The sequence below is a fragment of the Streptomyces sp. NPDC006743 genome, from assembly GCF_040703815.1.
Taxonomy (GTDB): Bacteria; Actinomycetota; Actinomycetes; order Streptomycetales; family Streptomycetaceae; genus Streptomyces.
The window spans coordinates 129816-152086 of the sequence record NZ_JBEYJA010000005.1 but is presented as its reverse complement, the minus strand read 5'-3'; the positions used below and the strand labels follow the sequence as shown (position 1 = coordinate 152086).

Annotated in this window: 26 protein-coding genes; 15 read left to right on the top strand and 11 right to left on the bottom strand. The window is 73.3% G+C overall.

Features of this window, described 5'->3' with window-relative positions; genetic code table 11:
• Positions 1-75: 75 nt before the first annotated feature.
• The 7 genes from ABZ719_RS06850 (at position 76) to ABZ719_RS06820 (ending at position 5405) form a co-directional block, all read left to right on the top strand.
• Positions 76-615 (top strand): PadR family transcriptional regulator, encoded by a 540-nt coding sequence (locus tag ABZ719_RS06850; protein ID WP_366724157.1) that lies wholly within the window; start codon positions 76-78, stop codon positions 613-615.
• A 215-nt stretch (positions 616-830) separates the two neighbouring features.
• Positions 831-2144 (top strand): DUF2306 domain-containing protein, encoded by a 1314-nt coding sequence (locus ABZ719_RS06845; RefSeq protein WP_366724156.1) that lies wholly within the window; start codon positions 831-833, stop codon positions 2142-2144.
• Positions 2053-2598 carry a hypothetical protein gene (locus tag ABZ719_RS06840; RefSeq protein ID WP_366724155.1) on the top strand — a complete coding sequence of 182 codons (546 nt, stop codon included), beginning with the start codon at positions 2053-2055 and terminating at the stop codon, positions 2596-2598. Before ABZ719_RS06845 ends, ABZ719_RS06840 begins: the two co-directional genes overlap by 92 nt.
• A gap of 29 nt (positions 2599-2627) precedes the next feature.
• Positions 2628-3260 carry a DedA family protein gene (locus ABZ719_RS06835; protein ID WP_366724154.1) on the top strand — a complete coding sequence of 211 codons (633 nt, stop codon included), beginning with the start codon at positions 2628-2630 and terminating at the stop codon, positions 3258-3260.
• A gap of 73 nt (positions 3261-3333) precedes the next feature.
• Complete coding sequence (locus tag ABZ719_RS06830) at positions 3334-3837, top strand: DUF6153 family protein (protein ID WP_366724153.1); 504 nt, start codon at positions 3334-3336, stop codon at positions 3835-3837.
• 109 nt (positions 3838-3946) lie between these two features.
• Complete coding sequence (locus tag ABZ719_RS06825; protein ID WP_366724152.1) at positions 3947-4675, top strand: DUF305 domain-containing protein; 729 nt, start codon at positions 3947-3949, stop codon at positions 4673-4675.
• A gap of 310 nt (positions 4676-4985) precedes the next feature.
• A complete protein-coding gene (locus ABZ719_RS06820) occupies positions 4986-5405 on the top strand; it encodes a DUF4396 domain-containing protein (protein ID WP_366724244.1) in 420 nt (139 codons plus the stop codon).
• 44 nt (positions 5406-5449) lie between these two features.
• On the opposite strand, the gene ABZ719_RS06815 is transcribed toward ABZ719_RS06820, so the two are convergent.
• Positions 5450-5758, bottom strand: a complete 309-nt coding sequence (locus ABZ719_RS06815; protein ID WP_366724243.1) for a hypothetical protein — start codon at positions 5756-5758, stop codon at positions 5450-5452.
• 216 nt (positions 5759-5974) lie between these two features.
• Between ABZ719_RS06815 and ABZ719_RS06810 the strand changes: the two genes are divergently transcribed.
• On the top strand, positions 5975-6394 hold the full coding sequence (locus tag ABZ719_RS06810; protein WP_037856633.1) for a CBS domain-containing protein: 420 nt from the start codon (positions 5975-5977) through the stop codon (positions 6392-6394).
• 140 nt (positions 6395-6534) lie between these two features.
• On the opposite strand, the gene rocD is transcribed toward ABZ719_RS06810, so the two are convergent.
• The 3 genes from rocD to ABZ719_RS06795 form a co-directional block, all read right to left on the bottom strand.
• Positions 6535-7755, bottom strand: a complete 1221-nt coding sequence (gene rocD / locus ABZ719_RS06805; protein ID WP_366724151.1) for an ornithine--oxo-acid transaminase — start codon at positions 7753-7755, stop codon at positions 6535-6537.
• Positions 7752-8564 carry a dimethylargininase gene (ddaH, locus tag ABZ719_RS06800; RefSeq protein WP_366724150.1) on the bottom strand — a complete coding sequence of 271 codons (813 nt, stop codon included), beginning with the start codon at positions 8562-8564 and terminating at the stop codon, positions 7752-7754. Before ddaH ends, rocD begins: the two co-directional genes overlap by 4 nt.
• A gap of 124 nt (positions 8565-8688) precedes the next feature.
• Positions 8689-9192 carry an Lrp/AsnC family transcriptional regulator gene (locus ABZ719_RS06795; protein WP_366724149.1) on the bottom strand — a complete coding sequence of 168 codons (504 nt, stop codon included), beginning with the start codon at positions 9190-9192 and terminating at the stop codon, positions 8689-8691.
• Between the two features lie 433 nt (positions 9193-9625).
• Here ABZ719_RS06795 and ABZ719_RS06790 point away from each other — a divergent pair, with 433 nt between their 5' ends.
• Genes ABZ719_RS06790 through ABZ719_RS06775 form a run of 4 tightly spaced genes read left to right on the top strand, consistent with a single transcriptional unit; the run spans position 9626 to position 13710 of the window.
• The gene (locus ABZ719_RS06790; protein ID WP_366724148.1) at positions 9626-10381 is read left to right on the top strand and encodes a LytTR family DNA-binding domain-containing protein; all 756 of its coding nucleotides are present in this window, start codon (positions 9626-9628) and stop codon (positions 10379-10381) included.
• 12 nt (positions 10382-10393) lie between these two features.
• Positions 10394-10753: a hypothetical protein gene (locus ABZ719_RS06785; RefSeq protein ID WP_366724147.1), complete on the top strand. Its 360-nt coding sequence runs from the start codon at positions 10394-10396 to the stop codon at positions 10751-10753.
• Between the two features lie 12 nt (positions 10754-10765).
• Positions 10766-12502 (top strand): cation acetate symporter, encoded by a 1737-nt coding sequence (locus ABZ719_RS06780; protein ID WP_366724146.1) that lies wholly within the window; start codon positions 10766-10768, stop codon positions 12500-12502.
• The gene (locus tag ABZ719_RS06775) at positions 12499-13710 is read left to right on the top strand and encodes a histidine kinase (protein WP_366724145.1); all 1212 of its coding nucleotides are present in this window, start codon (positions 12499-12501) and stop codon (positions 13708-13710) included. The genes ABZ719_RS06780 and ABZ719_RS06775 overlap by 4 nt, the downstream gene beginning before the upstream one ends.
• Before the next feature lie 43 nt (positions 13711-13753).
• Here ABZ719_RS06775 and ABZ719_RS06770 read toward each other — a convergent pair whose 3' ends face one another.
• The 5 genes from ABZ719_RS06770 to ABZ719_RS06750 all read right to left on the bottom strand — a co-directional run bounded on the left by ABZ719_RS06770 (position 13754) and on the right by ABZ719_RS06750 (position 18430).
• The gene (locus ABZ719_RS06770; protein WP_366724144.1) at positions 13754-13924 is read right to left on the bottom strand and encodes a hypothetical protein; all 171 of its coding nucleotides are present in this window, start codon (positions 13922-13924) and stop codon (positions 13754-13756) included.
• A 99-nt stretch (positions 13925-14023) separates the two neighbouring features.
• Positions 14024-14977, bottom strand: coding sequence for a cytochrome c oxidase assembly protein (locus ABZ719_RS06765; protein WP_366724143.1), 954 nt, complete (start codon positions 14975-14977; stop codon positions 14024-14026).
• Between the two features lie 148 nt (positions 14978-15125).
• Complete coding sequence (locus ABZ719_RS06760; RefSeq protein WP_366724142.1) at positions 15126-16151, bottom strand: 6-phosphofructokinase; 1026 nt, start codon at positions 16149-16151, stop codon at positions 15126-15128.
• 291 nt (positions 16152-16442) lie between these two features.
• Positions 16443-17171 (bottom strand): glutamine amidotransferase, encoded by a 729-nt coding sequence (locus tag ABZ719_RS06755; RefSeq protein ID WP_366724141.1) that lies wholly within the window; start codon positions 17169-17171, stop codon positions 16443-16445.
• Between the two features lie 20 nt (positions 17172-17191).
• Positions 17192-18430, bottom strand: coding sequence for a MurT ligase domain-containing protein (locus tag ABZ719_RS06750; protein WP_366724140.1), 1239 nt, complete (start codon positions 18428-18430; stop codon positions 17192-17194).
• A 159-nt stretch (positions 18431-18589) separates the two neighbouring features.
• On the opposite strand from ABZ719_RS06750, the gene def reads away from it, so the two are divergent.
• Positions 18590-19135, top strand: coding sequence for a peptide deformylase (def, locus tag ABZ719_RS06745; RefSeq protein ID WP_366724139.1), 546 nt, complete (start codon positions 18590-18592; stop codon positions 19133-19135).
• A gap of 84 nt (positions 19136-19219) precedes the next feature.
• Here def and ABZ719_RS06740 read toward each other — a convergent pair whose 3' ends face one another.
• Positions 19220-19864 (bottom strand): TetR family transcriptional regulator, encoded by a 645-nt coding sequence (locus ABZ719_RS06740; RefSeq protein ID WP_366724138.1) that lies wholly within the window; start codon positions 19862-19864, stop codon positions 19220-19222.
• 181 nt (positions 19865-20045) lie between these two features.
• Here ABZ719_RS06740 and ABZ719_RS06735 point away from each other — a divergent pair, with 181 nt between their 5' ends.
• Both ABZ719_RS06735 and ABZ719_RS06730 read left to right on the top strand, forming a co-directional pair.
• On the top strand, positions 20046-21272 hold the full coding sequence (locus ABZ719_RS06735; protein ID WP_366724242.1) for an acyl-CoA dehydrogenase family protein: 1227 nt from the start codon (positions 20046-20048) through the stop codon (positions 21270-21272).
• 97 nt (positions 21273-21369) lie between these two features.
• Complete coding sequence (locus ABZ719_RS06730) at positions 21370-21627, top strand: hypothetical protein (protein WP_366724137.1); 258 nt, start codon at positions 21370-21372, stop codon at positions 21625-21627.
• A gap of 60 nt (positions 21628-21687) precedes the next feature.
• Here the strand turns inward: ABZ719_RS06730 and ABZ719_RS06725 are convergent, their stop codons facing one another.
• Entirely contained in the window at positions 21688-22269 is a 582-nt protein-coding gene (locus ABZ719_RS06725) for a cupin domain-containing protein (RefSeq protein ID WP_366724136.1), read from the bottom strand.
• Between the last annotated feature and the right edge of the window lie 2 nt (positions 22270-22271).

Sequence of the window (22271 nt, the reverse complement as noted above, 5' to 3'; positions counted from 1 at the left end):
CCGACTCCTCGCCCGCCGCCCGGGCCGCCCCCCGCCACGGTCCGCCGCCCGTGAGCGGGGCGGTAGCGTCGCCTCATGGCTGACGTGCGGTTGACGACCTCCTCCTTCCTCGTGCTCGGGATCATCGACGAACTGGGCGAGGCCAGTGCCTATGACGTCAAGGTGCAGGCGGCGCGGACGGTGGCGCCGTTCTGGTCGGTGCCGCACGCGCAGGTGTACGCGCAGTGCGACCGTCTGCTGGAGGCGGGGCTGCTGGAGCAGGTACGGCAGGAGAGCGGGCGCAACCGCAGGGTGCTCGCCCTCACCGAGCACGGCCGGACCGCCCTGCGGGAGTGGCTCGGTGACCCGGAGTTCGAACCGGTGGAGGCCAGGGAGCGCGGCATCCTCAAACTCTGGTTCGGGGCGCGGCCGCAGGTGCTGGCCCCGGTCCAGCTGGACGAGCACCGGAGCACCCTGCGCTCGTACGCCGAACTCGCCGAGGAAGTGGGCGAGTTGCTGACGCCGGGGCAGCGGGAGGCGCTGGAGTTCGGCATCCGCTACGAGCAGATGATGGTCGACTTCTGGACCTGGGTGCGCGGACGCGAGGAACTGCGCGGACCGGCCGAGGACTCCTGAACCGCGACGGACCGTTGAGCCCGCGCGGACTGTTGAGACCACCACGGACTGCTGAGACCACGACGGAGTGTTGAGCCCGCGACGGACCGTTGACCCGGGCCGCGGCCCGCTCTACCGTGTCCATGGTCCAGCCTGGACAGTCCAATCCGGACTATTGAGGGATCGGGGGCGGGGGCGCCGACCGTCCGCGCCGCGGCCAGGAGAGGGGGTTCGCCGTGCGCCGTCCGACGGGCAGCACCTGGCGCCGGGCCGCCGCGGTCACGGTGACCGCGGTCTGCCTGGCCTACGCGCCGGTCGCGGCGACCGGGCTGTGGCCCTACGCCCGTCCCGGTGCCCCCGCGTTCGGCGAGTGGCTGCTGTCGCACGCCGTCTCACCGCGTTACGTGGCCGACGCCGTGGCCACCCGGTCCGGGCCCTACCGGCACGGCCTGCTGCCGCTGGTCCTGCACACGGTGCTCGGAGGTGCGCTCATGCTGCTGGGCCCCGCGCAGTTGCTGACGGCGGCACGGCGGCGCGTACGCCTGCACCGGGCGCTCGGCGTGGCCTTCGCCGTCACGGTGTACGGCTCGATGGCGGGTGCCGGGCTGTACCTCGCGCGCACCGCTCCCGAGGACGCCTTCAGCGGGGCGGCGTTCTGGATCGTGCTCGCCACCCTCCTGGCCGGCACCGTGATGAGCGTGACCTGCGGCGTCCTGGCCGCAGTCAGAGGCCGGCCCGACCTGCACCAGCGGTGGATGCTGCTGTGCTGCGCCTTCCTGCTGACCGCGCCCCTGCTGCGGCTGGAATGGGGCGTCCTGCCGTGGCTGCTGCCGGGACTGTCCCTGGCCGAGATCAACCAGGTGGCGATCCTCCACCTGGGTTCGGTGGCCGTCCTCGGCGCGCTCGTCGCCTCGCGCGGCCTGGACCGGCGCGGGCGGCTCGCCGGCCTGTCCGGCACCTGGGCACCGCCGCCGGTGGCGGCCGCGGCCCACCTGGCCGGGGCCGCGGCGCTGGCCTGGACCGTCCGCTCCTGTCTGACCTGGGGAGCGGGGGGACGGCGGATGCTGGCGGCCTCCCTCGTGCCCTACGCCCTCTCCTACACCGTCATGGCCGTCTGCGGGCGGCGCGCGGCACGTCAGGGGCGTACCTGGGCAGGCGAGGAGTGGCGGCTGCACCTGACGGCGCTGTGTCTGGCACCGGTGCTGACGGCCGGCACGGCGCCGGTCTTCGAGCGGGTCATGGGCCTGGACGCGCGCACCGCGCTCTTCGCCGCCGTCGCCATCGGCTGCGGAGTCCTCGCCACCGCGGCGACCGGGGTGGTGAGCCTGCGCGTCCTGCGGGCCGCGCGGCCCGCGCCGGAACGCCGGCCGTCGGCCCGGTCCTCGTCGCCGCCGTCTCCCGCGTCTTCCACGTTTTCCACGCCTTCCGCGGGTGCGGAGGCAGCCCAGAGGAGTGCCGATGAAACTCTCACGCATCGACCGGTCCGTCACCAAGCTGCTGCAGCGGCGGAAGCTCTTCCTCAAACAGGAACGGGAGGACGGCCTCGGTGACGTGGTGTACGTCTGCGTGGACGACGGCGAACCGGGGGGCTTCCCGGTGGGCCACGTCATGCCGGTGGCCGGTGGACGGGCGTGGCTCGCGTTCGCCCGGGTACGTCCCGGCCACCCCTTTGGCACCGACCAGGTGGCCGCCGGGCTGCCGAGCGTGGAGGACGCCCTGCGTGCCGTCCTCGACCACGCCCACTACGGGGACATCATGGCTTCCCTGGCACAGGAGTCCGGCTCCAACGCGACGTACACCGCCGACGTGGACGTCGAACAGGCCGTCTGGCTCGCCAAGCTGGACGAACCGGCGGGCATGACCCACCTCGGCAGGGGCCGGGTCCGGTTCACCGAGTCCGCCGTGGCCTACCTGCGCAGCCTTCCGGAACACCTCGACTGCCACGTCGACCACAAGGACCGGCTCTGGCTGGCGGGCGACGCGTACCCGTTGAAACGGGAGTGACGGCCCGGCGTGGACGTACGGTGGGGTCCATGGCTCCTCCGCTTCCGGGTCCGCTGGAGCACCTGGCACCGCTGCTCAGCCACTACGGCTACCTTGCCGTCGGGGGCGTCGTCCTCGTGGAGGACTTCGGGGTCCCCGCGCCGGGGGAGACGATGCTCATCGCGGCGGGCGTGTATGCCGGGGCGGGGGAGCTGAACGTGGTGGCCGTGGGCCTCATCGCCTTCGCCGCCGCGGTCGTCGGTGACAACATCGGCTACCTGATCGGCCACTTCGGGGGCCGCGCCTTCGTGCACCGCTGGGGCAAGTACGTCTTCCTGACGCCGCAGCGGTTCGCGACGGCGGAGCGGTTCTTCACCCGCCACGGCGGAAAGATCGTCACGGTGGCACGCTTCATCGAGGGGCTGCGGCAGGCCAACGGCATCATCGCGGGCACCACCGGCATGCACTGGCTGCGCTTCCTCGCCTTCAACGCCCTGGGCGCGGCCCTGTGGGTGGGGCTGTGGGTCTCCCTCGCCTACTTCGCGGGGACCCACATCAACGCCGTCTACGACACGATCAAGCGGTACGAGGTCTACGTCCTGGTGGCACTCGCCGTCCTCGTCGCCGCCTTCGTCGTCCGGCACCTGGTGCGCCGCCGCCGGCAGCGGCGGCAGGAGCAGTGAGCGTCCGCGCCGTCCGGTCCACCGGGGCAGGGGGGCGCCGCGCCGGGCGGCCGGCCCTCCGTAGGATGGGCCCATGACGTCCGGCGCCCGCCCCCGCTCACCCGAGCACCGTGCCCGCCGGACGCTGCTCCTCCTGGCCGTGCTGGCCGGGATCCTGGCGATGCACGGGCTGGCGCCCGGCGGGATGTCCGTGCCGGGCGGCCGCGGGAGGACCTCCCTGGGGCACCTCGGCGGGATGTCCGCGACGGGGCACCACGGTGAGGCGGTCGCGGCGGTGAGCCGCGGCGAGACGTCCGGGCCGGGGGAGCACGGCGCGAGCGCGACGACCGCGGCCGCGGAATCCGCCGGAGGCGACGCCTGCCGGCATGCGTCCGGTGCCGGCGGCGGCACGACCGTGCACCACGCGGACGCCACCTGCGCGGCCGCCGGTACGGCCACGGGGTACGCGCCGCCCGCGCTGCTGCCCACGCCGGTCCCCGCTGCCGCGCCGCCCCCGGCCCGCCCCGCCCCGGCCGGCCGCACCGTCGAGGGCCGGGCGCCGCCCGACCTGGCCGAGTTGCAGCTCCTGCGGATCTAGAGGCACCCGCGCGGCATCCCGCTCGCTCCGGGGTGGCGTGCTCCGGTCCCGCACCTGATCCGTCGTTCCCGCGCGCCCGCGCGGGTGTTCTCCAAGGAGCTGTACGTCCATGGCAACTCGCCTGACGACCCCCCGAATCCGTCTCCGTTCCCGGCGCACCGCCGCCGCGGCCGCGGCCGTGACCGCCGCCCTGGTGCTGGCCGGCTGCGGCAGCAGCGGCACCTCCACGCCGGCCCACTCCGCCCCCGGGAACGGTTCCACCGCCCACCCGTCCGCCGCCCCCTCGGCGGGCAGGGGCGGCCACAACGCGCAGGACGTGGCGTTCGCGCAGCAGATGATCCCGCACCACCGCCAGGCGGTGGCCATGGCCGCCCTCGTGCCGACGCGCGCCGCGTCACAGCAGGTCAAGGACCTCGCCACGAGGATCAGGAAGGCCCAGGACCCGGAGATCGCGACCATGACCGGCTGGCTGAAGGCGTGGGGCGCGGCCGTACCCGGCGCCGGCGCCACGGACACGACCGACATGCCGGGGGACATGCCCGGCATGGACCACTCGGGCTCGACGGCGTCCGGGCACTCCGCCTCCGGGGACTCCGCTTCGCCGATGCCCGGGATGATGTCGGACGCCGCCATGAGCGAGCTGGCGAAGCTCTCCGGGAAGGCCTTCGACCGCGCGTTCCTGCGCATGATGGTCGACCACCACGCGGGCGCCGTCGCCATGGCGCGCACGGAACGGGACAAGGGCGCCGACAGCGCGGCCACCGCACTGGCGGAGTCGGTCATCACCTCGCAGTCGGCGGAGATCGCCGAGATGCGCAGGGCGCTCGCCGGGCAGTAGGCCCTGACTCCTCCGGGACGGCGGCTGTCCGCACCCGCCGTCCCGGAGGACGCCGTACACGGGATCCAGCAGCCGGAATACCCCCCGGGGGTATGACGTTCTGTACTCCCGCAGCCACATCGACAGGGGAGCGAAGATGGCACACCACGAACACCACGGCCTCGGCGACGACGCACACCACGGTCCCGGCCACGACGCACACCACGGGCAGCAGACACGGCACGCACGGCACGACCCGCATCACGCTCCTGACGGGCACGGCGGCCATGACGGGCCTCATCACCCCGCTCTCGGGGCCACTTCCTGGCGCATGGCCGCGCAGGCCACGCTGCACTGCCTCACCGGCTGTGCGATCGGCGAGGTGCTCGGCATGGTCGTCGGGACGGCCGCCGGCCTGCACAACGGTGCCACCGTCGCCGTCTCCGTCGCGCTGGCCTTCGTCTTCGGCTACGCGCTGACCATGCGCGGCGTCCTGCGGGCCGGTCTGCCCGTACGGCAGGCGCTCAAGGTCGCACTGGCCGCCGACACCGTGTCCATCGCGGTCATGGAGCTGATCGACAACACCGTCATGGTCGGCGTGCCCGGCGCCATGGACGCCGGTCTGGCCGACGCCCTCTTCTGGATCTCCCTGCTTCTCTCCCTGGCCCTCGCCTTCCTGCTGACCACCCCCGTCAACCGGTGGATGATCGGCCGGGGCAAGGGCCACGCCGTGGTGCACGCGTACCACTGACCCGCACCCGGGGCGCGTCACGGACGGCCGCGTCCCGGGTCACGTCAGGGATAGCGGCGGTCGTCCGGACGGGTCGTCCCGCTCGCCGGGCCGGTGTCGGTCCGGCCGCCGTACCGCGCGACGCGGTGGTTGTGCCGGTGGTGGGTGGCCGCGCCGGCCAGCAGGGACAGGCCGAGGCAGAAGAGCAGGGCGAGCGCGAGTCCGGTGCTGAAGATCGCGAGGGTGTTCATCGTGACGATGTCGTTGCCGAGTATCGACACCGTGTACCGGGGGCCGCCCGACATGTTGCCGGCGATGGCCAGTCCGGTGAAGGCGCCCGTGGCAGCGAGGAGGAGCAGGCCGATGAGCAGCATGGGAGTCATCTCCTCAAGGGAAGTGCCGTCGCCGCTCGGGTACCCGCATCCCGCGCGGCCAACGTTCGCGTGTGAGGGCCGGAGGCCCCTGGGGAACGGGGGCGGGCCGGGGCCGATGTGCGGTGCGGTGCGGCAGGTGCGGCGCGGCTCGGGCCGGGTACCCGGCCGGAGCAGTTGCGGTGAACGGCATCGCAGGACCCGACGAAGGGAGGCGTCATGGCTCAGCACGTACGCGACATCATGACCAGCCGACTGGTGACGGTGGAGCCGCAGGCCTCGGTCACGGCGGTGGCCCAGAAGATGCGGGACGAGGACATCGGGATCGTCCTGGTCACCGAGGGCGACGAACTGCGCGGCCTGGTCAGCGACCGCGACCTGGTGGTCCGCTCGCTGGCGGAGGGCGGCGACCAGGAGCAGAGGACGGTCGCCTCCGCGTGCAGCGGCGACCTCTTCACCGTGGGCCCCGACGAGGAGGTCGACCACGCGGTGGAGCTGATGCGCGAGCACTCCGTGCGCCGTGTGCCGGTCGTCGACCACGGCCACCCGGTGGGGATCGTGTCCATCGGCGACCTGGCCATCGAACGGGACCCGGGCTCCGCGCTCGGGGACATCAGCGCGGCACGGCCCAACGACTGAGGTTGCTCGTCGCTCGTCCGAGCCGCGCCACCGAGCGGCGGCGGCACCCGGGCCGCGACGACACTGGGGGCGCCCCCGAGCGGGGCGCCCCCAGCCGTGCCGTCCGTCCGCCAGGCGGTCAGGCGGCCGGACCGTCAGGTTCAGGAGGCCAGTACCCTCTCCAGGGAGCCCAGGGCGGAGCGCAGTTCGTCCTCGGTGACGGTCAGCGGCGGCGCCAGGCGGATCGTGGAACCGTGGGTGTCCTTGACGAGGATCCCCTCCCGCATCAGCCGTTCGCTGATCGCGCGGCCGGTCCCGAGGGCCGGGTCGACGTCGACGCCGGCCCACAGGCCGCGGGAGCGGAAGCCCACCACGCCCTTGCCGACCAGCTCGGTCAGGCCGTCGCGCAGGACCGTGCCGAGGCCGGCGGCCCGGCGCTGGAACTCGCCCGTCTCCAGCAGCTCGACCACCGCCGTGCCGACCGCCGCCGCCAGCGGATTGCCGCCGAACGTCGACCCGTGCTCGCCCGGCCGCAGCACCCCCAGCACCTCCCGGCTGCCCACGACCGCCGACACCGGGACGATGCCGCCGCCGAGCGCCTTGCCGAGCAGGACGACGTCCGGCACCACGCCCTCGTGCTCGACGGCGAGGGTCCGGCCCGTGCGGCCCAGACCCGACTGGATCTCGTCGGCGACGAACAGGCAGCCCGCCCGCCGGGTCAGCTCCCGCACCCCGGCGAGGTAGCCGTCGCCCGGCACGATCACCCCCGCCTCGCCCTGGATCGGCTCGATCAGGACGGCGGCCGTGGTCTCGTCGACCGCCGCCTCCATCGCCGCCAGGTCGTCGTAGGGGACGATCCGGAATCCGGGCGTGAAGGGGCCGAAGCCCGACCGTGCGGTCTCGTCCGTGGAGAAGCCGACGACGGTCGTCGTGCGGCCGTGGAAGTTGCCCGCCGCGACCACGATCGTCGCCCGGTCGGCCGGGACGCCCTTGACCTCGTACGCCCACTTGCGGGCGACCTTGATGGCGCTCTCCACCGCCTCGGCGCCGGTGTTCATGGGCAGCACCATGTCCTGCCCGGTGAGCGCCGCCAGCCGCTCGGCGAACTCGGCGAGCCGGTCGTTGTGGAAGGCCCGGGAGGTGAGGGTCAGCCGGTCGAGCTGGTCGCGGGCCGCGTCGATCAGCGCGGGATGGCGGTGGCCGAAGTTCAGCGCCGAGTAACCCGCCAGCATGTCGAGGTAGCGGCGGCCCTCGACGTCCTCCACCCAGGCGCCCTCGGCCCGGGCGACCACCACGGGCAGGGGATGGTAGTTGTGCGCGAGCACCGGCTCCTCCGCCCGGATCAGCTCGTCGGAGGTACGGGTGTCTGCGGGTGCGGTCATGAGCGGATCTCCTGGGTGCAGCACTTGATCCCGCCGCCGGCCTTGTGGAACTCCGACAGGTCGACGGGAACGGGCAGGTAACCGAGGTGCGCGAGGCGGTCGGCGAGGGCGGTCGCGCCGGGGGAGATGAACACGTGCCGCCCGTCGGAGACGGAGTTGAGCCCGAAGGCCGCGGCGTCCTCCTGGGTGGCGATCACCGCGTCCGGGTACAGCCGGGCCAGCACCTCGCGGCTGCCGGGCGAGAACGCCTGCGGGTAGTAGGCGATGTTGTCGTCGTCGAGGACGAACAACGCCGTGTCGAGATGGTAGAAGTACGGGTCCACCAGGGTCAGGCCGATCACCGGCACCCCCAGGAACTCCTGGGCCTCGCGGTGGGCCTCCCGGGTGGTGCGGAAGCCGGTGCCGGCCAGCAGCCAGCGGCCGGCCGGCACGAGGTCGCCCTCGCCCTCGCACACCGACTCGGGCCGGTACACGTCGAACCCGGCGGACTTGAACCAGGTGTCGTAGGGCACGGATTCAGGGCGCCGCTCGGGTGCCTTGAAGAGGGAACCGAAGACACGGCCGCCGACGACGACCGCCGCGTTGGCGGCGAAGACCATGTCGGGCAGTCCGGGGACGGGTTCCACGGTCTCCACGAGGTGACCGTGGGCGCGGTAGGCGTCGGTCAGCGCCTGCCACTGGGCCTGGGCGAGTCCGGTGTCGACGGGTCGGTCCGGGTGCATCCAGGGGTTGATCGCGTACTGCACGGCGAAGTGTCTGGGTTCGCAGACGAGGAAGCGCCGCCGGCGCGGCACACGGGATTCGGGCACAGAGGGGTTCCTCCGCTTCCTGGGGTGTCGACTGAGGGTTGACACCACGGTAGGAAGCGGCGGATACGACCGACAAGGAACGGAAGCTGCGTGTCGGCGCAGGAATACTGCGTCTTCCCTCCCCTCAGCGCACGTCTGCTGCGCCTTCGGGGGCGGCCTGGCTGGCCCCCGCCTCCGGGCTGTCCGGCAGCAGATGGGAGAGGACCATGACGCTGATCGTCTTGCGGATGAACGGCTCGACCCGGATCCGCTCCAGCACCTCCTCGAAGTGCGCCACGTCCCGCGCCCGCACGTGCAGCAGCGCGTCCGCGCCGCCGGTCACGGTCATCGCCGCCGTGATCTCCGGGTGGTTGCGCACCACCTCGGCCAGCCGCCGGGGCGGTGCCGCGCCCTCGCAGTACACCTCGACGTACGCCTCGGTGCGCCAGCCCAGCGCGGAGGGTTTCACCGTCGCCGTGAACCCGGTGATCACCCCCGTGTCGCGCAGCCGGTCCACCCGGCGCTTGACGGCCGTGGCGGACAGCCCGACGGCCGCACCGATCTCCGCGAAACTCGTACGGGCGTTTGCCATCAGAGCGGTGAGGATCTTGCGATCCAGCTCGTCGAACGGCGTGGGCCTGCTGTTCATGCCCGCACTGTATCCAGCGTGGCGGCCCGCGCCCGTCGAGCGTGCACGCGCACGCCGTCGGAGGGTCAGCGCCCCCGCTGCCCGGCAGGAACGCCTGCGACGGCCGCGGAGGAGCGCCCGCGACAGCCGCCGCGCGCGCCCGCGACGACCACCGGGAACGCCTGCGACGGCCACGGGGAGCACCTGCGACGGCCGTCAGCAGCGCCCGCGACGGCCGCCGTGAGCGGCCGGCGCCGTCCGGCATCAATGCCCGCACCCTCCGACGTGAGCGCCCCTTCCCTTCGACAGGAATCCCCGCGTCCTCCGGTGGGTACCGCCGCGCCCTCGAACGGGAACCCCGGCGCCCTCCGGCAGGAACCCCCACACCCTCCGGCGCGAACGGCCGTGCCCGTCGCATGTCCAGGGCCGCCGCCGGCCCCTACACTCCACGTTCATGCTGCGCGCCCTCGCCGTCGACGACGAACGCCCCTCCCTGGAGGAACTGCTCTACCTGCTCGGCGCCGACCCCAGGATCGCGGGCGTCGAGGGCGCGGGGGACACGACCGAGGCGCTGCGCCGCATCAACCGGGCGCTGCGGTCGGGGCCCGGCGGGCCCGACGCGATCGACGTCGTCTTCCTCGACATCCAGATGCCCGGCCTCGACGGCCTCGACCTGGCCCGGCTGCTCACCGGTTTCGCCGAGCCGCCGCTGATCGTGTTCGTCACCGCCCACGAGGACTTCGCCGTGCAGGCCTTCGACCTGAAGGCCGTCGACTACGTCCTCAAACCCGTCCGCGGGGAACGCCTCGCGGAGGCCGTGCGCCGCGCGGACGAGCTGCGCCGTACCGCCGTACGGATCCCCGTCAGCGAACCCGACCCCGACCAACTGCCCGTGGAGCTCGGCGGCGTGACCCGCTTCGTCGCCGTCGAGGACATCACCCACGTCGAGGCGCAGGGCGACTACGCCCGGCTGCACACCGCCCGGGGCAGCCACCTCGTCCGCATCCCGCTCTCCGCGCTGGAGGACCGCTGGCGCGCACGAGGCTTCGTCCGCATCCACCGCCGCCATCTCGTCGCCCTGCGCCACATCCGCGAACTGCGCCTGGACGCCGGTTCGGTGAGCGTCCTCATCGGCGCCGAGGAACTCCAGGTCAGCCGCCGCCACGCGCGTGAACTGCGGGACCTGCTGATGCGCCGCACCGCGCGCTAGGGGACGCCCGCCATGCCGCAGGACCCCGCCGAACGCCGCGTCACCGTCACCGGTCCGCCCCGCCGCACCCGCCGGGCCACCGGCCACTACCGGCCACGCACCGAGATCGACGAACAGACCACCCTCGGCCACACCTACGTCCGCTCCCTCATGCGCACCCAACTGCGCACCGCGCTCGCCGCCTTCGGCGTGCTCGTCCTGCTCGTCGGGCCGCTGCCGCTGGTGTTCGCCGCGGCCCCCGACGCCCGCCGCCTGCGCTGGGCGGTCCTCGGCTTCTGCCTCTACGCCCCCCTCGTCCTGCTCGCCCGCTGGTACGTGCGCCGCGCCGAACGCAACGAGCGCGACTTCGTCCGCCTGACCGAGGACCGCTGAGGCCGCATCCCCGTGAACTCCGCCTACACCGTCCCCGCCGTCGCCCTCGTCGTCGTGGCCACCGTCCTCGTCGGCGCCTTCGGCCTGCGCATATCGCGGACCACCTCCGACTTCTACGTCGCCTCCCGCACCGTCGGCCCCCGCCTGAACGCCGCCGCGATCAGCGGCGAGTACCTCTCCGCGGCCTCCTTCCTCGGCATCGCCGGACTGGTCCTCGTCCAGGGCCCCGACATGCTGTGGTACCCGGTCGGCTACACCGCCGGCTACCTCGTCCTGCTCCTGTTCGTCGCCGCCCCGCTGCGCCGCTCCGGCGCCTACACGCTGCCCGACTTCGCCGAGGCCCGGCTCGCCTCCCAGGGGGTGCGGCGGCTGGCGGGCGCCTTCGTCGTCGGGGTCGGCTGGCTGTACCTGCTGCCCCAGCTCCAGGGCGCGGGACTGACGCTCGCCGTGCTCACCGGAGCACCCGGGGCCCTGGGCGCGCTGATCGTGGCCGCCGTCGTGGTGGCGACCGTCGCCGCGGGCGGCATGCGCAGCATCACCTTCGTCCAGGCCTTCCAGTACTGGCTGAAACTGACCGCCCTGCTCGTCCCCGCCCTCTTCCTGCTCCTGGCCTGGCAGGGCGACGGCGCGCCCCGGCACGCCTTCGACGAGCCCGCCGCCTTCCGCGAGCGGCGCACCGTGCGCGTCGACGCCGCCCTCGGCCTGCGGCTGGAGCGTCCGCTCACCGTCACCGTCCACGGCACCGTCGACGGCCGCCCCCACCACGGCGAACGCGTCAGCCTGCCGGCCGGCACCCATCACGTCCAGCGCGGCACCCGCCTCACCTTCGACCCGGGCGCCAGGGTTCCCGCCGCGGACCGGGCCGGCGCCGGCGGCCTGTCCAGAACGCCGGCCGCGAGCCGTGAGGAACGCCCGCTGTACGCCACGTACGGACTCATCCTCGCCACCTTCCTCGGCACCATGGGCCTGCCGCACGTCGTCGTCCGCTTCTACACCAGCCCGCACGGCGTCGCCGCCCGCCGCACCACGGTGGCGGTGCTCGGCCTGATCGGCGCCTTCTACCTGCTGCCCCCGGTCTACGGCGCCCTGGGCCGCCTCTACGCCCCCGAGCTGACGCTCACCGGCGACGCGGACGCCGCCGTGCTGCTGCTGCCCGACCGTCTGGTCGGCGGTCTCGGCGGCGACCTGCTCGGCGCGCTGGTCGCGGGCGGCGCCTTCGCCGCGTTCCTCTCCACCGCCTCCGGCCTGACCATGGCGGTGGCCGGAGTGCTCACCCAGGACGTCCTGCCCTCGCGCGGCCCGCTGCCCGCCCGCGGCGTCCGGCACTTCCGGCTCGGCACGGTGCTCGCGATGGCCGTGCCGCTGGCCGCGAGCGCCCTGGCCGGAGGACTGCCGGTGGCCGACGCCGTCGGCCTCGCCTTCGCCGTGTCCGCCTCCTCCTTCTGCCCGCTGCTCGTCCTCGGCATCTGGTGGCGGCGGCTGACCCCGCCCGGCGCGGCGGCCGGGATGCTGGCGGGCGGCGGGGCCGCGTTCGTCGCCGTCGCCGTGACCATGGCCGAAGTCCCGGGCACCGGCCCGCTGCACGCGCTGCTGGCCTGGCCGGCCCTGTGGTCGGTGCCGCTGGGCTTCCTCACCATGGTGCTGGTGTCCCTGGCCACCCCGGGCCGGGTGCCGGCCGGCACGGCGGCCGTCCTCGCCCGCTTCCACCTGCCCGAGCAACCGGAACCGGCCACGGAGGTGAAGGGGTGAGCGGTTTCCTCGCCGGGCTGTGCGTCGCCGTCCTGCCCCTGCTGGCCGCCGGGTTCTGGCTGGGCCGGCGCACCGCCCGCCCGCGCCACCTCGGCGGACTGGGAACCCCCGTCGAGCACGCCACCTTCCGGACCCTGCACACCGCCTCCCTCGCCGCGCCCCCGCTGCGGGCCGGCCTGACCGAGGAGACCGCGCGGAAGGCGGCCCGCCGGCTGCGCTCGCTGCTCGGCACCGACGCGCTCTGCCTCACCGACGACAGCCGGGTGCTCGCCTGGGACGGGACCGGCAGCCATCACCGCGACGAGATCATGGACCGCCTCACCGGGGCGCTGGACACCGGCCGCGGCGAGGCGTTCCCGCTCACCTGCCGGGCGCCCCACTGCCCGGTGCGCTGGGCCGTCGTCGCCCCGCTCACCGTGGACGACCGGGTGCACGGCGCCCTGGTCGCCTGCGCGCCCCGCGAGTCCGCCGTCCTGGTCCGCGCCACCGCCGAGGTCGCCCGCTTCGTGTCCGTCCAGCTCGAACTGGCCGAACTCGACCGCTCCCGCACCCGGATCGTCGAGGCCGAGATCAAGGCCCTGCGCGCCCAGATCTCCCCGCACTTCGTCTTCAACTCGCTCGCGGTGATCGCCTCCTTCGTGCGCACCGACCCCGAGCGCGCCCGCGAGCTGCTGCTGGAGTTCGCCGACTTCACCCGCTACTCGTTCCGCCGGCACGGCGACTTCACCACGCTCGCCGACGAACTCCACGCCATCGAACACTACCTGGCGCTGGTCCGGGCACGCTTCGGCGACCGCCTCGCCGTCACCCTGCAGATCGCCCCCGAGGTGCTGCCGGTCGCGCTGCCCTTCCTGTGCCTGCAACCGCTGGTGGAGAACGCGGTCAAGCACGGTCTGGAGGGCAAGGCCGGAACCTGCCGCATCCGCATCACCGCCCAGGACGCGGGCGCCGAGGCGCTGGTCGTCATCGAGGACGACGGCGCCGGTATGGACCCCGGGCTGCTGCGCCGCATCCTCGCGGGGGAGGAAAGCCCCTCCGGCGGCATCGGCCTGTCCAACGTCGACGACCGGCTGCGCCAGGTCTACGGCGACGACCACGGCCTGGTCATCGAGACCGCGCCGGGCGCCGGCATGAAGATCACCGCACGGCTGCCCAAGTACCAGCCGGGCGTGCACTCCGGGCGGCCCGGGAGCCTCTCCGGGGACTGACCGGCGCGGCAGCGCCAGGGCGGCACAGCGCGGGGGAGGGGGCTCACGTGCCGTGGGAGACGATCATCCCCAGGGTGGCCAGGCCCAGCACGACCCAGCCGAACCACAGCCAGCCGTTGCCGCCCAGCGCCACCGTGTACGCCGTCACCGCGACCAGCGTGCCGACGGTGAGCACCCCCATCGCTCTCGTGGAACCGTCCGTCGAGCCGGGCATCGGCACCCTCCTCCTCGTCCGTCCTGCCTCCATGGTGCCCCGGTTCCGCGTTCCGGGAGGCGGTGGTGCGCGCAGAGGACGCGGGAGAAGGGGGAGCGGTCAGTTGCCGCGCGCGTCCAGCGAGGCCAGGTAGGCGTTGTAGGCGGCCAGCTCCTTGTCGCCGTCGCGCTCCGCGGCCCGGTCCTTGCGCCGGGCCTGCCGCTGCTCGGAGCGGTACCACTGGAACAGCAGCGCGAGGAGCACCAGCACCGAGGGCACCTCGCTGAACGCCCAGGCGATGCCGCCGGCCGCGGTCTGGTCGGACAGGGCGTCGATGCCGAGCGAGGCGGGCGGGTTGCGGAAGGTGTCCACCATGGGCGTCGACCCCATCATCAGCGCGATGCCGAAGAACGCGTGGAACGGCATGCCCGCGAACAGCTCCAGCATCCGCATCAGGTAGCCCGGCCGGTGCGGACCCGGGTCGATGCCCATGATCGGCCAGAAGAACGCCACCCCCACCGCGAGGAAGTGCACCATCATCGCGATGTGCCCCGCCCTGGACCCCATCAGGAAGTCGAAGATCGGCGTGAAGTACAGCGCGTACAGGCTGGCGACGAACAGCGGGATGGTGAAAGCGGGGTGCGTGATGATCCGGACGTAGCGGCTGTGCAGCAGGGCGAGCAGCAGCTCGCGCGGACCCTTGCGGCCCCGGACCGCCGCCACCGGCAGCGCGCGCAGCGCCAGCGTGATCGGGGCGCCGAGCAGGATCAGGATCGGCGAGAGCATGCTGATGACCATGTGCTGCACCATGTGCACGCTGAACATGACCATGCCGTAGTCGTTCAGCTTGGTGCACATCACCAGCGCCACCGTCAGCACCCCGACGACGTATGCGATCGTGCGGCCCACCGGCCAGGAGTCGCCGCGCCGCCGCAGCCGCACCACACCCCAGCCGTACAGGCCCAGACCGAGCAGGCAGGCGACGAGGAAGAACGGGTCCGCGGACCATTCCAGGCCGCGTCCCAGCGTGAACGGCGGCAGATCCATGGTCATGCCGTGCCCGCTGTGATCCATCCGCCGGCTCCTGATTCGTGGGGGTGCGCACTGTCCGACCACAGCTGGGGGTGTCCGTGACCGTCTGTCCCCAGCTGTCTGTCCGCACCCAGGGTAGAACCGCCCCCGGCCGCGCTCGCGACCGGGGGCGGCCCGCACCGGCCGTGTCCTACAGCACGCACTCCGCCTCGGCGTACCGGTCGGCGGGCACCGTCTTCAGCGTCTCCACGGCCTCGGCCAGCGACACCATCACGATGTCCGTGCCGCGCAGCGCCGTCATCCGGCCGAACTCGCCGCGGTGCACGGCCTCCACGGCGTGCCAGCCGAACCGGGTGGCCAGCACCCGGTCGTACGCGGTCGGGGTGCCGCCGCGCTGGACGTGCCCGAGGATGACCGGCCGCGCCTCCTTGCCCAGGCGCTCCTCCAGCTCCACGGAGAGCTGCCGGGCGATCCCGGCGAACCGCTCGTGGCCGTAGACGTCCTTGCCGCCCTCTTCGAAGTCCATCGTGCCGGGCAGCGGCTTGGCGCCCTCGGCGGCGACGACGATCGCGAACCGCTTGCCCGCCGCGAACCGCTCCCCGACCTTCTTCGTCAGCTCGTCGATGTCGAAGGGCCGTTCGGGGACGACCACGGCGTGCGCGCCGGCCGCCATGCCGGACTGCAGCGCGATCCAGCCGGTGTGGCGGCCCATGACCTCCACGATCAGCACCCGCTGGTGGGACTCGGCGGTGGTCTTCAGCCGGTCCAGGGCCTCGGTGGCGACGGTCACGGCGGTGTCGAAACCGAAGGTGACGTCGGTGACCGCGATGTCGTTGTCGATGGTCTTGGGCACCCCGACGATGGGCAGCCCGTTGTCGGACAGGAGCCGGGCCGCCTTCAGGGTGCCCTCGCCGCCGATCGGGATGATCGCGTCGAGCCCCAGTTCCTCGACGTGGCCCCGGGCCCGCTCCACCCCGTCGCGCAGGTGCTCCGGCCGGACCCGGGAGGAGCCGAGGATGGTGCCGCCACGGGCCAGGATGCCGCCGACGGCGTCGAGGTCGAGCTTGAGGTAGTCGCACTCCAGGAGGCCCTTCCAGCCGTCCCGGAAGCCGATGACCTCGTCGCCGTGGTCGGCGACGGCGCGGTGCACGACGGACCGGATGACGGCGTTCAGGCCGGGACAGTCGCCGCCGGACGTGAGGACACCAATGCGCATAGCCCGAATAACCTTCTCCACGTGGGCCGGGACCGGACCGCGCTGTCCGGCTCGATCCCGGCCACCCTACCGGCGTCAGGGGGTGGTGCCGCACGGCCCGTCCGGCTGGTGGACGCGGGTGCACAGGTGAGCGGCCGCCTCGTCAGGCGGGCCCCGTCACGAGCCTCGCGCACCCGCCTTGCGGGCAGCTTGCGAGGAGGTGGAGAGCACGCTGCGCACGGGCGAAGACGACGGAACGCGCCCGGGGTCGTCCCCGGGCGCGTTCCGGTGCGGCGGCGCGGTGGTGCGCGGTCAGGCGGGCTGCTCCGCCGCCGCGATGCGCTCGGCGCGCAGCGCCTCGTACCAGCGGTCGTCGATGGGCGGCAGCGCGTTCACGTCGAGCGCCAGCTTCAGCAGCAGGTCCGCGATCTGCGGGTTGCGGGCGAGCACCGGGCCGTGCATGTAGGTGCCGAAGACGGTGTCGTTGTACGCGCCCTCGGTGCCGTCGCCCGTGCCGTTGCCCCGGCCCACGCGGACCTGGGCGAGCGGGCGGGCGGCCGGGCCGAGGTGGGTGACGCCCTGGTGGTTCTCGAAACCGGTCAGCGGCGGCAGCCCGAGGCGCGGGTCGACGTCGCCGAGGACGTCGCCCACGCACCGCTCGCCCTCGCCGCGCACCGACACCACGTCGAGCAGGCCGAGACCCGGCTCGCGCTGGCCGAGGTCGTTGACGAACTCGTGGCCGAGGATCTGGTAGCCGGCGCAGACCGAGAAGACGATCGCGCCGTTCTGCACCGCCTGGTACAGGTGCCCGTCCCGGCGCAGCCGCTCCGCCGCGAGGCGCTGCGGACGGTCCTCGCCGCCGCCGATCAGGTAGATGTCGCCGGAGGTCGGGATCGGCTGGTCGCTGCGCACGTCCAGGCGGGCCACGTCCAGGCCGCGCTGGCGCGCCCGGCGTTCCACGACGAGCGCGTTGCCCTGGTCGCCGTAGGTGCTCAGCAGGTCCGGGTAGATCCACACCAGCCGCAGTTGGTTGTCGCTCATGAAGTGGTCGTCCTCCGTGATCAGTTGCCGACGCGGCGGCGCAGGTCCTGGAACGCGGTGTAGTTGGCGATGACCTCGATCCGGCCGGGCGGCGCCTGCTGCACGGCCTGGTCGAGGTTCTCGCAGACCTGGAAGTGCTGGTTGGCCACCTCCAGACGCACCGCGAGGTCCAGCTTCCGGTCGCCGATCACCAGCAGCGGGTGGCCGGTCAGCCGCGTGTAGTCCACGTCCCACAGCCAGGAGGTGTCGGTGCCGTCGGCGCCGCGCGCGTTCACGGAGAGGATGACGGGGGTGGGCGGCGGGTCGATCAGGGAGAAGGTCTCCAGCCAGCCGGCCGGGTTCTTCGCCAGCAGCAGGCGCAGGTCACGGCCCTGGAACTGCACGACGTCATAGCGTCCGGCGACCGCCTGCACCTGGTACATCCGCTCCAGGGCCACCTGCGGCGGCACACCGAAGACGGCGGCGACGGCCGCGGAGGAGGCGGCGTTGGCCTTGTTGGCGCGGCCCGGGAGCTGGAGGTGGATCGGCCAGCCCGAGCCGTGCGGGTCCAGGACGTGGTCGCCCGACAGCGCCCAGCTCGGCGTGGGCCGGCGGAAACCGCACTCGGCGCAGAACCAGTCGTCGCCCGGACGCTGCATCACACCGCCGCAGGACGGGCACGACCAGGCGTCGTCCTTCCACATCTGGCCGGCGGCCACCCAGATCACGTTCGGCGAGGAGGACGCGGCCCACACCACCAGCGGGTCGTCGCAGTTGGCGACGACCACGGCCTTGGAGCCGGCGAGCCCCTCACGCCAGTTCTCGGCGAGCATCCGCGTCTCGGCGGCCCGGTCGAGCTGGTCGCGGGAGAGGTTGAGCAGCGCGATGCACTTGGGGTCGGTGTCCCGGGCCACGCCCGCGAGGTACTTCTCGTCGACCTCGATGACGCCGAACTTCGCGTCCGAGCCGCCCGCCAGCGCCGAGGTGATGCCCGCGGGCATGTTGGCGCCGAGCGCGTTGGAGACCACCGGTCCGGCGGCCCGCAACGCCTCGGCGATGAGCCGGGTGGTGGTGGTCTTGCCGTTGGTCGCCGACACCAGGACGACGTCCAGGTTCTGGGCGAGCCGGGCCAGCAGGTCGGGGTCGAGTTTGAGCGCCACCCGGCCGCCGATCACCGAACCGCTGCCGCGCCCCGCGGCGCGCGATGCCGCCGCGACCGCCTTGCCCGCGGTCACGGCCAGCTTGGCCCGCGGCGTGAGCGGGTCCGAGTTGCCTGCCATCAGTTCTCGATCCTCCTTGCGTACGCGCCGCGCCTGAGCCATCCGGCAACGTGGTGTGGACCTCAGCCTATCGAGATCCGATCGTGCTCCCGAATCCCGGCACCCACGCGGCGCCCGCGCGCCGTTCGCGCGTGCAGAGAGGACCGTACCCTTGCCGCCATGCGACACGGCTCGATCCCGGGCGCCCGCGGGCGCGTACGGCCCCTCACCCTGCTCGGCGACGACGCGCTGCGTGCGCCCTGCCGGGAGGTCACCGACTTCGGCCCCGGACTGGCGGCGCTCGTCGAGGACTTGTTCGCCACGATGTACGCCGCGCGGGGCGTGGGACTGGCCGCGAACCAGGTGGGGGAGGCGCTGCGCGTCTTCGTCTACGACTGTCCGGACGACGAGGACGTACGGCATGTGGGGCATGTGGTGAACCCCCGGCTGGTGGCCGCCGACGGTGTGGTACTGCGCGGCCCGGAAGGCTGTCTCTCGCTGCCGGGACTGGAGGCGGGCACCGAGCGCCACGACCGCGCGGTCGTGGCGGGTCTCACAGTGAGGGGGGAGCCGGTCACCGTCGAGGGGACGGGCTTCTTCGCCCGCTGCCTCCAGCACGAGTGCGACCATCTGGACGGCCGCCTCTACGTCGACCGCCTCACCGGGTGGCGCCGGCGCAGGGTGCTGCGGCAGGCGGCCAGGGCGTCCTGGGGGCGCCCGGGGTGAGCCCCGGGGCGGGACCTGGCCGGGCGGCGGCGGTGTCGAAGGCGCGGCCGGGAGCGGCGCGGGGGCTCCGGAAGCCGGGTTCCGTCAGAAGCCGGGGCCGCCGGCCTTGTCGCCGGCCGCCGCGAGCCGGCCCCACAGGAGGTCGGCCAGGCTGCGCACCAGTTCCGCGCGCGAGCAGGGGCGTTCGCCCAGCCACCAGTCGCCCGCCGCGTGCATCATGCCGACGATGCCGTGGCCCCAGACCCGGGCCAGTCGCTGTCCGCCCGGTCCGAGGTCGACGCGTTCCTCGATGACCTGGGCCAGCTCCTCGCCCATGCGGCGCAGCAGCGGCGCGGAGTGCTTGCCGACGTCGAAGCCCGTCTCGCCGCCCTGGCCGCCCTCGGCCGGGTGCATCAGGAACCGGTACACCTGCGGCCGGGCCTCTATGGCGGCGAGGTAGGTGTCCAGCGTGGCCTCGACGCGCTCGCGCCGTTCGGCCGGGGCGTCGAGCGCGGCCCGCAGCGAGTCGAGCAGGGCGTCCGTGTGCCGCTTGGCGAGGGCGGCGTACAGCCCGCCCTTGTCGCCGAAGTGGCGGTAGAGGATCGGCTTGGTGATGCCGGCCTCGGCGGCGATGGCGTTCATGGAGGCGTGCGGGCCGTCGCGCAGCACCACCCGGTCGGCGGCCTCCAGCAGCTCGCGCCGTCTGCGGTCGGCGGACCGCTGCTGCTCGGTCCGCTGCGTGGTGTCCATGATCTCTCCCCACCCGTGCTGATTCGGTGACGCCTGCGCAAACTAACACTGACCGGGCCCCGGACCTCGAACTGGCTGCCGAGACGACGGCGGGGGAACGGCGGGACTTGACTTCTCCTACTGGTCGGTAACACAGTACGGTTACCGCAAGTAACACCGCATGGGTACCGCTGGAGGGGACATGGCCGAGTTCACCATGGAGCTCAACGACGAACAGAAGGAGGTCCGCACCTGGCTGCACGGCTTCGCCGCCGACGTGATCCGCCCCGCGGCCGCCGAATGGGACGAGCGTGAGGAGACTCCCTGGCCGGTCATCCAGGAGGCCGCCAAGGTCGGCATCTACTCCCTCGACTTCTACGCCCAGCAGTACTTCGACCCGACCGGTCTCGGCATCCCCATGGCCATGGAGGAGCTGTTCTGGGGCGACGCGGGCATAGCCCTGTCCATCGTCGGCACCGGTCTGGCCGCGGTCGGCGTCCTCGCCAACGGCACCGAGGAGCAGATCGGCACCTGGATCCCCCAGATGTACGGCGACGCCACCGACGTCAAGGTCGCCGCCTTCTGCTCCTCCGAGCCCGACGCCGGCTCCGACGTCGCCGCGATGCGCACCCGCGCCGTCTACGACGAGGCCAAGGACGAGTGGGTCATCAACGGCACCAAGACCTGGGCCACCAACGGCGGTATCGCCAACGTCCACGTCGTCGTCGCCTCCGTCGACCCGGAGCTGGGCTCCAAGGGGCACGCCTCCTTCATCGTCCCGCCGGGCACCCCGGGCTGCTCGCAGGGACAGAAGTTCAAGAAGCACGGCATCCGCGCCTCGCACACCGCCGAGGTGATCCTCGACGACGTGCGCGTCCCCGGCTCCTGCCTGCTGGGCGGCAAGGAGAAGCTGGACGAGCGCCTCGCCCGCGCCCGTGAGCGGGCCAAGGCGGGCGGGGAGAGGGTGAAGAACGCGGCGATGGCCACCTTCGAGGCGTCCCGCCCCGCCGTCGGCGCCATGGCGGTCGGCACCGCCCGCGCCGCCTACGAGGTCGCCCTCGACTACGCCAGGACCCGCGAGCAGTTCGGCCGGCCGATCATCGACAACCAGGGCGTGGCCTTCCAGCTCGCCGACATGGCCACGTCCATCGACGCGGCCCGCCTGCTGGTGTGGCGCGCCTCCTGGATGGCGATCAACGGCAAGCCGTTCACCGCCGCCGAGGGCTCGATGTCCAAGCTGTTCGCCAGCGAGACCGCGAAGAAGGTCACCGCCCAGGCGGTCCAGATCCTCGGCGGCAACGGCTACACCCGGGAGTACCCGGTGGAGCGGATGCACCGCGACGCGGCCATCTACACCATCTTCGAGGGCACCAGCGAGATCCAGCGGCTCGTCATCTCCCGCACCGTCTCGGGCCTGCCGATCCGCTGACGGCCCCGGCCGGCGGCCGCCACCACGCCCTCTGGTCCGCCCCCGGCCGCCCGGCTGCCTTGAGGGCGCAGACGTCACCGGCAGCCAGGGGGGATTCGTGGCGACGACCGCGCAGCAGCAGCTCAAGGACGCGGAGAGCAAGCACCAGCAGGTGTCCGGGCGCAACGCGCTCACCGCCCATCCCACGGCGATCGCCGAGGCCGAACGCACGATCGGCCTCGGCGTGGCCAGGAGCAACCTGGAACTGGCCGCGGCCGTCCAGGGCCTGACCGAAGCGCTGGGCAAGAGCCAGGCGGACCTCGGCAAGGCCGTGGACGCCCTGACGGCCAAGGTGGCGAAGCTCGCCGAACGCTGAACCGCCCGCAGCACCCGTGCCCCGCCCGTCGTACACGGGCGGGGCACTCGGTGCCGGGACTCAGCGGTGCCTGAGCGGCGTCAGCTGCTCGATGTCGTAGCGGCGTCGCAGGGCCTCGATCGCCGCGTGGTCCGGCGGGCCCCCGTTGCCGAGGATCTCCAGCAGCTCCTCGAAGTACCGCTCGTGGTCCGGCGGCGGGGACGCCTGGAAGAACATCTTCGCCGGGCTGTCCGTGGGGTTGGCGAAGGCGTGCGGGCAGCCCGGGGGCACCACGATGACCGTGCCCGGCGTCGCCCGCACCACACGGTTGCCCGAGCGGGACTCCCACTTCTGCCAGCGGTCGGGCGTCCGGATCCGCGGCTCGAAGGCGAGCACGTCCAGCTCACCCTCCAGTACGTAGAACAACTCCTCGCTGCGCGTGTGCACATGGGCCCCCACGTCGAAGCCCGGCGGGACCTCCACCTCGAAGGTGGAGGCGGTCCGCGAGTGCGAACCGGTCACCTTGAACGTCACGCGCTGGGCGGCCGTCTCGACCACCCGGCCGTGGCCCGGCGGCACGAGCAGACCGTCCGCCGCGCCGACGCCGGACACGGCCAGCTCCGGATCGTCGAGCGTGGTCAGCGGCGGCTCGATCGTCGTCATCG

What these genes read in the sequence shown, in the direction of transcription:
- ABZ719_RS06785 (WP_366724147.1), top strand. Translation starts at nt 10,394, where the DNA reads ATGCCGCAGGACCCCGCCGAACGCCGCGTCACCGTCACCGGTCCGCCC.
- def (WP_366724139.1), top strand. Translation starts at nt 18,590, where the DNA reads ATGCGACACGGCTCGATCCCGGGCGCCCGCGGGCGCGTACGGCCCCTC.
- ABZ719_RS06765 (WP_366724143.1), bottom strand. Translation starts at nt 14,977, where the DNA reads ATGGATCACAGCGGGCACGGCATGACCATGGATCTGCCGCCGTTCACG.
- rocD (WP_366724151.1), bottom strand. Translation starts at nt 7,755, where the DNA reads ATGACCGCACCCGCAGACACCCGTACCTCCGACGAGCTGATCCGGGCG.
- ABZ719_RS06835 (WP_366724154.1), top strand. Translation starts at nt 2,628, where the DNA reads ATGGCTCCTCCGCTTCCGGGTCCGCTGGAGCACCTGGCACCGCTGCTC.
- ABZ719_RS06840 (WP_366724155.1), top strand. Translation starts at nt 2,053, where the DNA reads ATGAAACTCTCACGCATCGACCGGTCCGTCACCAAGCTGCTGCAGCGG.
- ABZ719_RS06725 (WP_366724136.1), bottom strand. Translation starts at nt 22,269, where the DNA reads ATGACGACGATCGAGCCGCCGCTGACCACGCTCGACGATCCGGAGCTG.
- ABZ719_RS06830 (WP_366724153.1), top strand. Translation starts at nt 3,334, where the DNA reads ATGACGTCCGGCGCCCGCCCCCGCTCACCCGAGCACCGTGCCCGCCGG.
- ABZ719_RS06795 (WP_366724149.1), bottom strand. Translation starts at nt 9,192, where the DNA reads ATGAACAGCAGGCCCACGCCGTTCGACGAGCTGGATCGCAAGATCCTC.
- ABZ719_RS06850 (WP_366724157.1), top strand. Translation starts at nt 76, where the DNA reads ATGGCTGACGTGCGGTTGACGACCTCCTCCTTCCTCGTGCTCGGGATC.
- ABZ719_RS06760 (WP_366724142.1), bottom strand. Translation starts at nt 16,151, where the DNA reads ATGCGCATTGGTGTCCTCACGTCCGGCGGCGACTGTCCCGGCCTGAAC.
- ABZ719_RS06740 (WP_366724138.1), bottom strand. Translation starts at nt 19,864, where the DNA reads ATGGACACCACGCAGCGGACCGAGCAGCAGCGGTCCGCCGACCGCAGA.
- ABZ719_RS06750 (WP_366724140.1), bottom strand. Translation starts at nt 18,430, where the DNA reads ATGGCAGGCAACTCGGACCCGCTCACGCCGCGGGCCAAGCTGGCCGTG.
- ABZ719_RS06820 (WP_366724244.1), top strand. Translation starts at nt 4,986, where the DNA reads ATGGCCGCGCAGGCCACGCTGCACTGCCTCACCGGCTGTGCGATCGGC.
- ABZ719_RS06755 (WP_366724141.1), bottom strand. Translation starts at nt 17,171, where the DNA reads ATGAGCGACAACCAACTGCGGCTGGTGTGGATCTACCCGGACCTGCTG.
- ABZ719_RS06815 (WP_366724243.1), bottom strand. Translation starts at nt 5,758, where the DNA reads ATGCTGCTCATCGGCCTGCTCCTCCTCGCTGCCACGGGCGCCTTCACC.
- ABZ719_RS06770 (WP_366724144.1), bottom strand. Translation starts at nt 13,924, where the DNA reads ATGCCCGGCTCGACGGACGGTTCCACGAGAGCGATGGGGGTGCTCACC.
- ABZ719_RS06810 (WP_037856633.1), top strand. Translation starts at nt 5,975, where the DNA reads ATGGCTCAGCACGTACGCGACATCATGACCAGCCGACTGGTGACGGTG.
- ABZ719_RS06735 (WP_366724242.1), top strand. Translation starts at nt 20,046, where the DNA reads ATGGCCGAGTTCACCATGGAGCTCAACGACGAACAGAAGGAGGTCCGC.
- ABZ719_RS06790 (WP_366724148.1), top strand. Translation starts at nt 9,626, where the DNA reads ATGCTGCGCGCCCTCGCCGTCGACGACGAACGCCCCTCCCTGGAGGAA.
- ABZ719_RS06825 (WP_366724152.1), top strand. Translation starts at nt 3,947, where the DNA reads ATGGCAACTCGCCTGACGACCCCCCGAATCCGTCTCCGTTCCCGGCGC.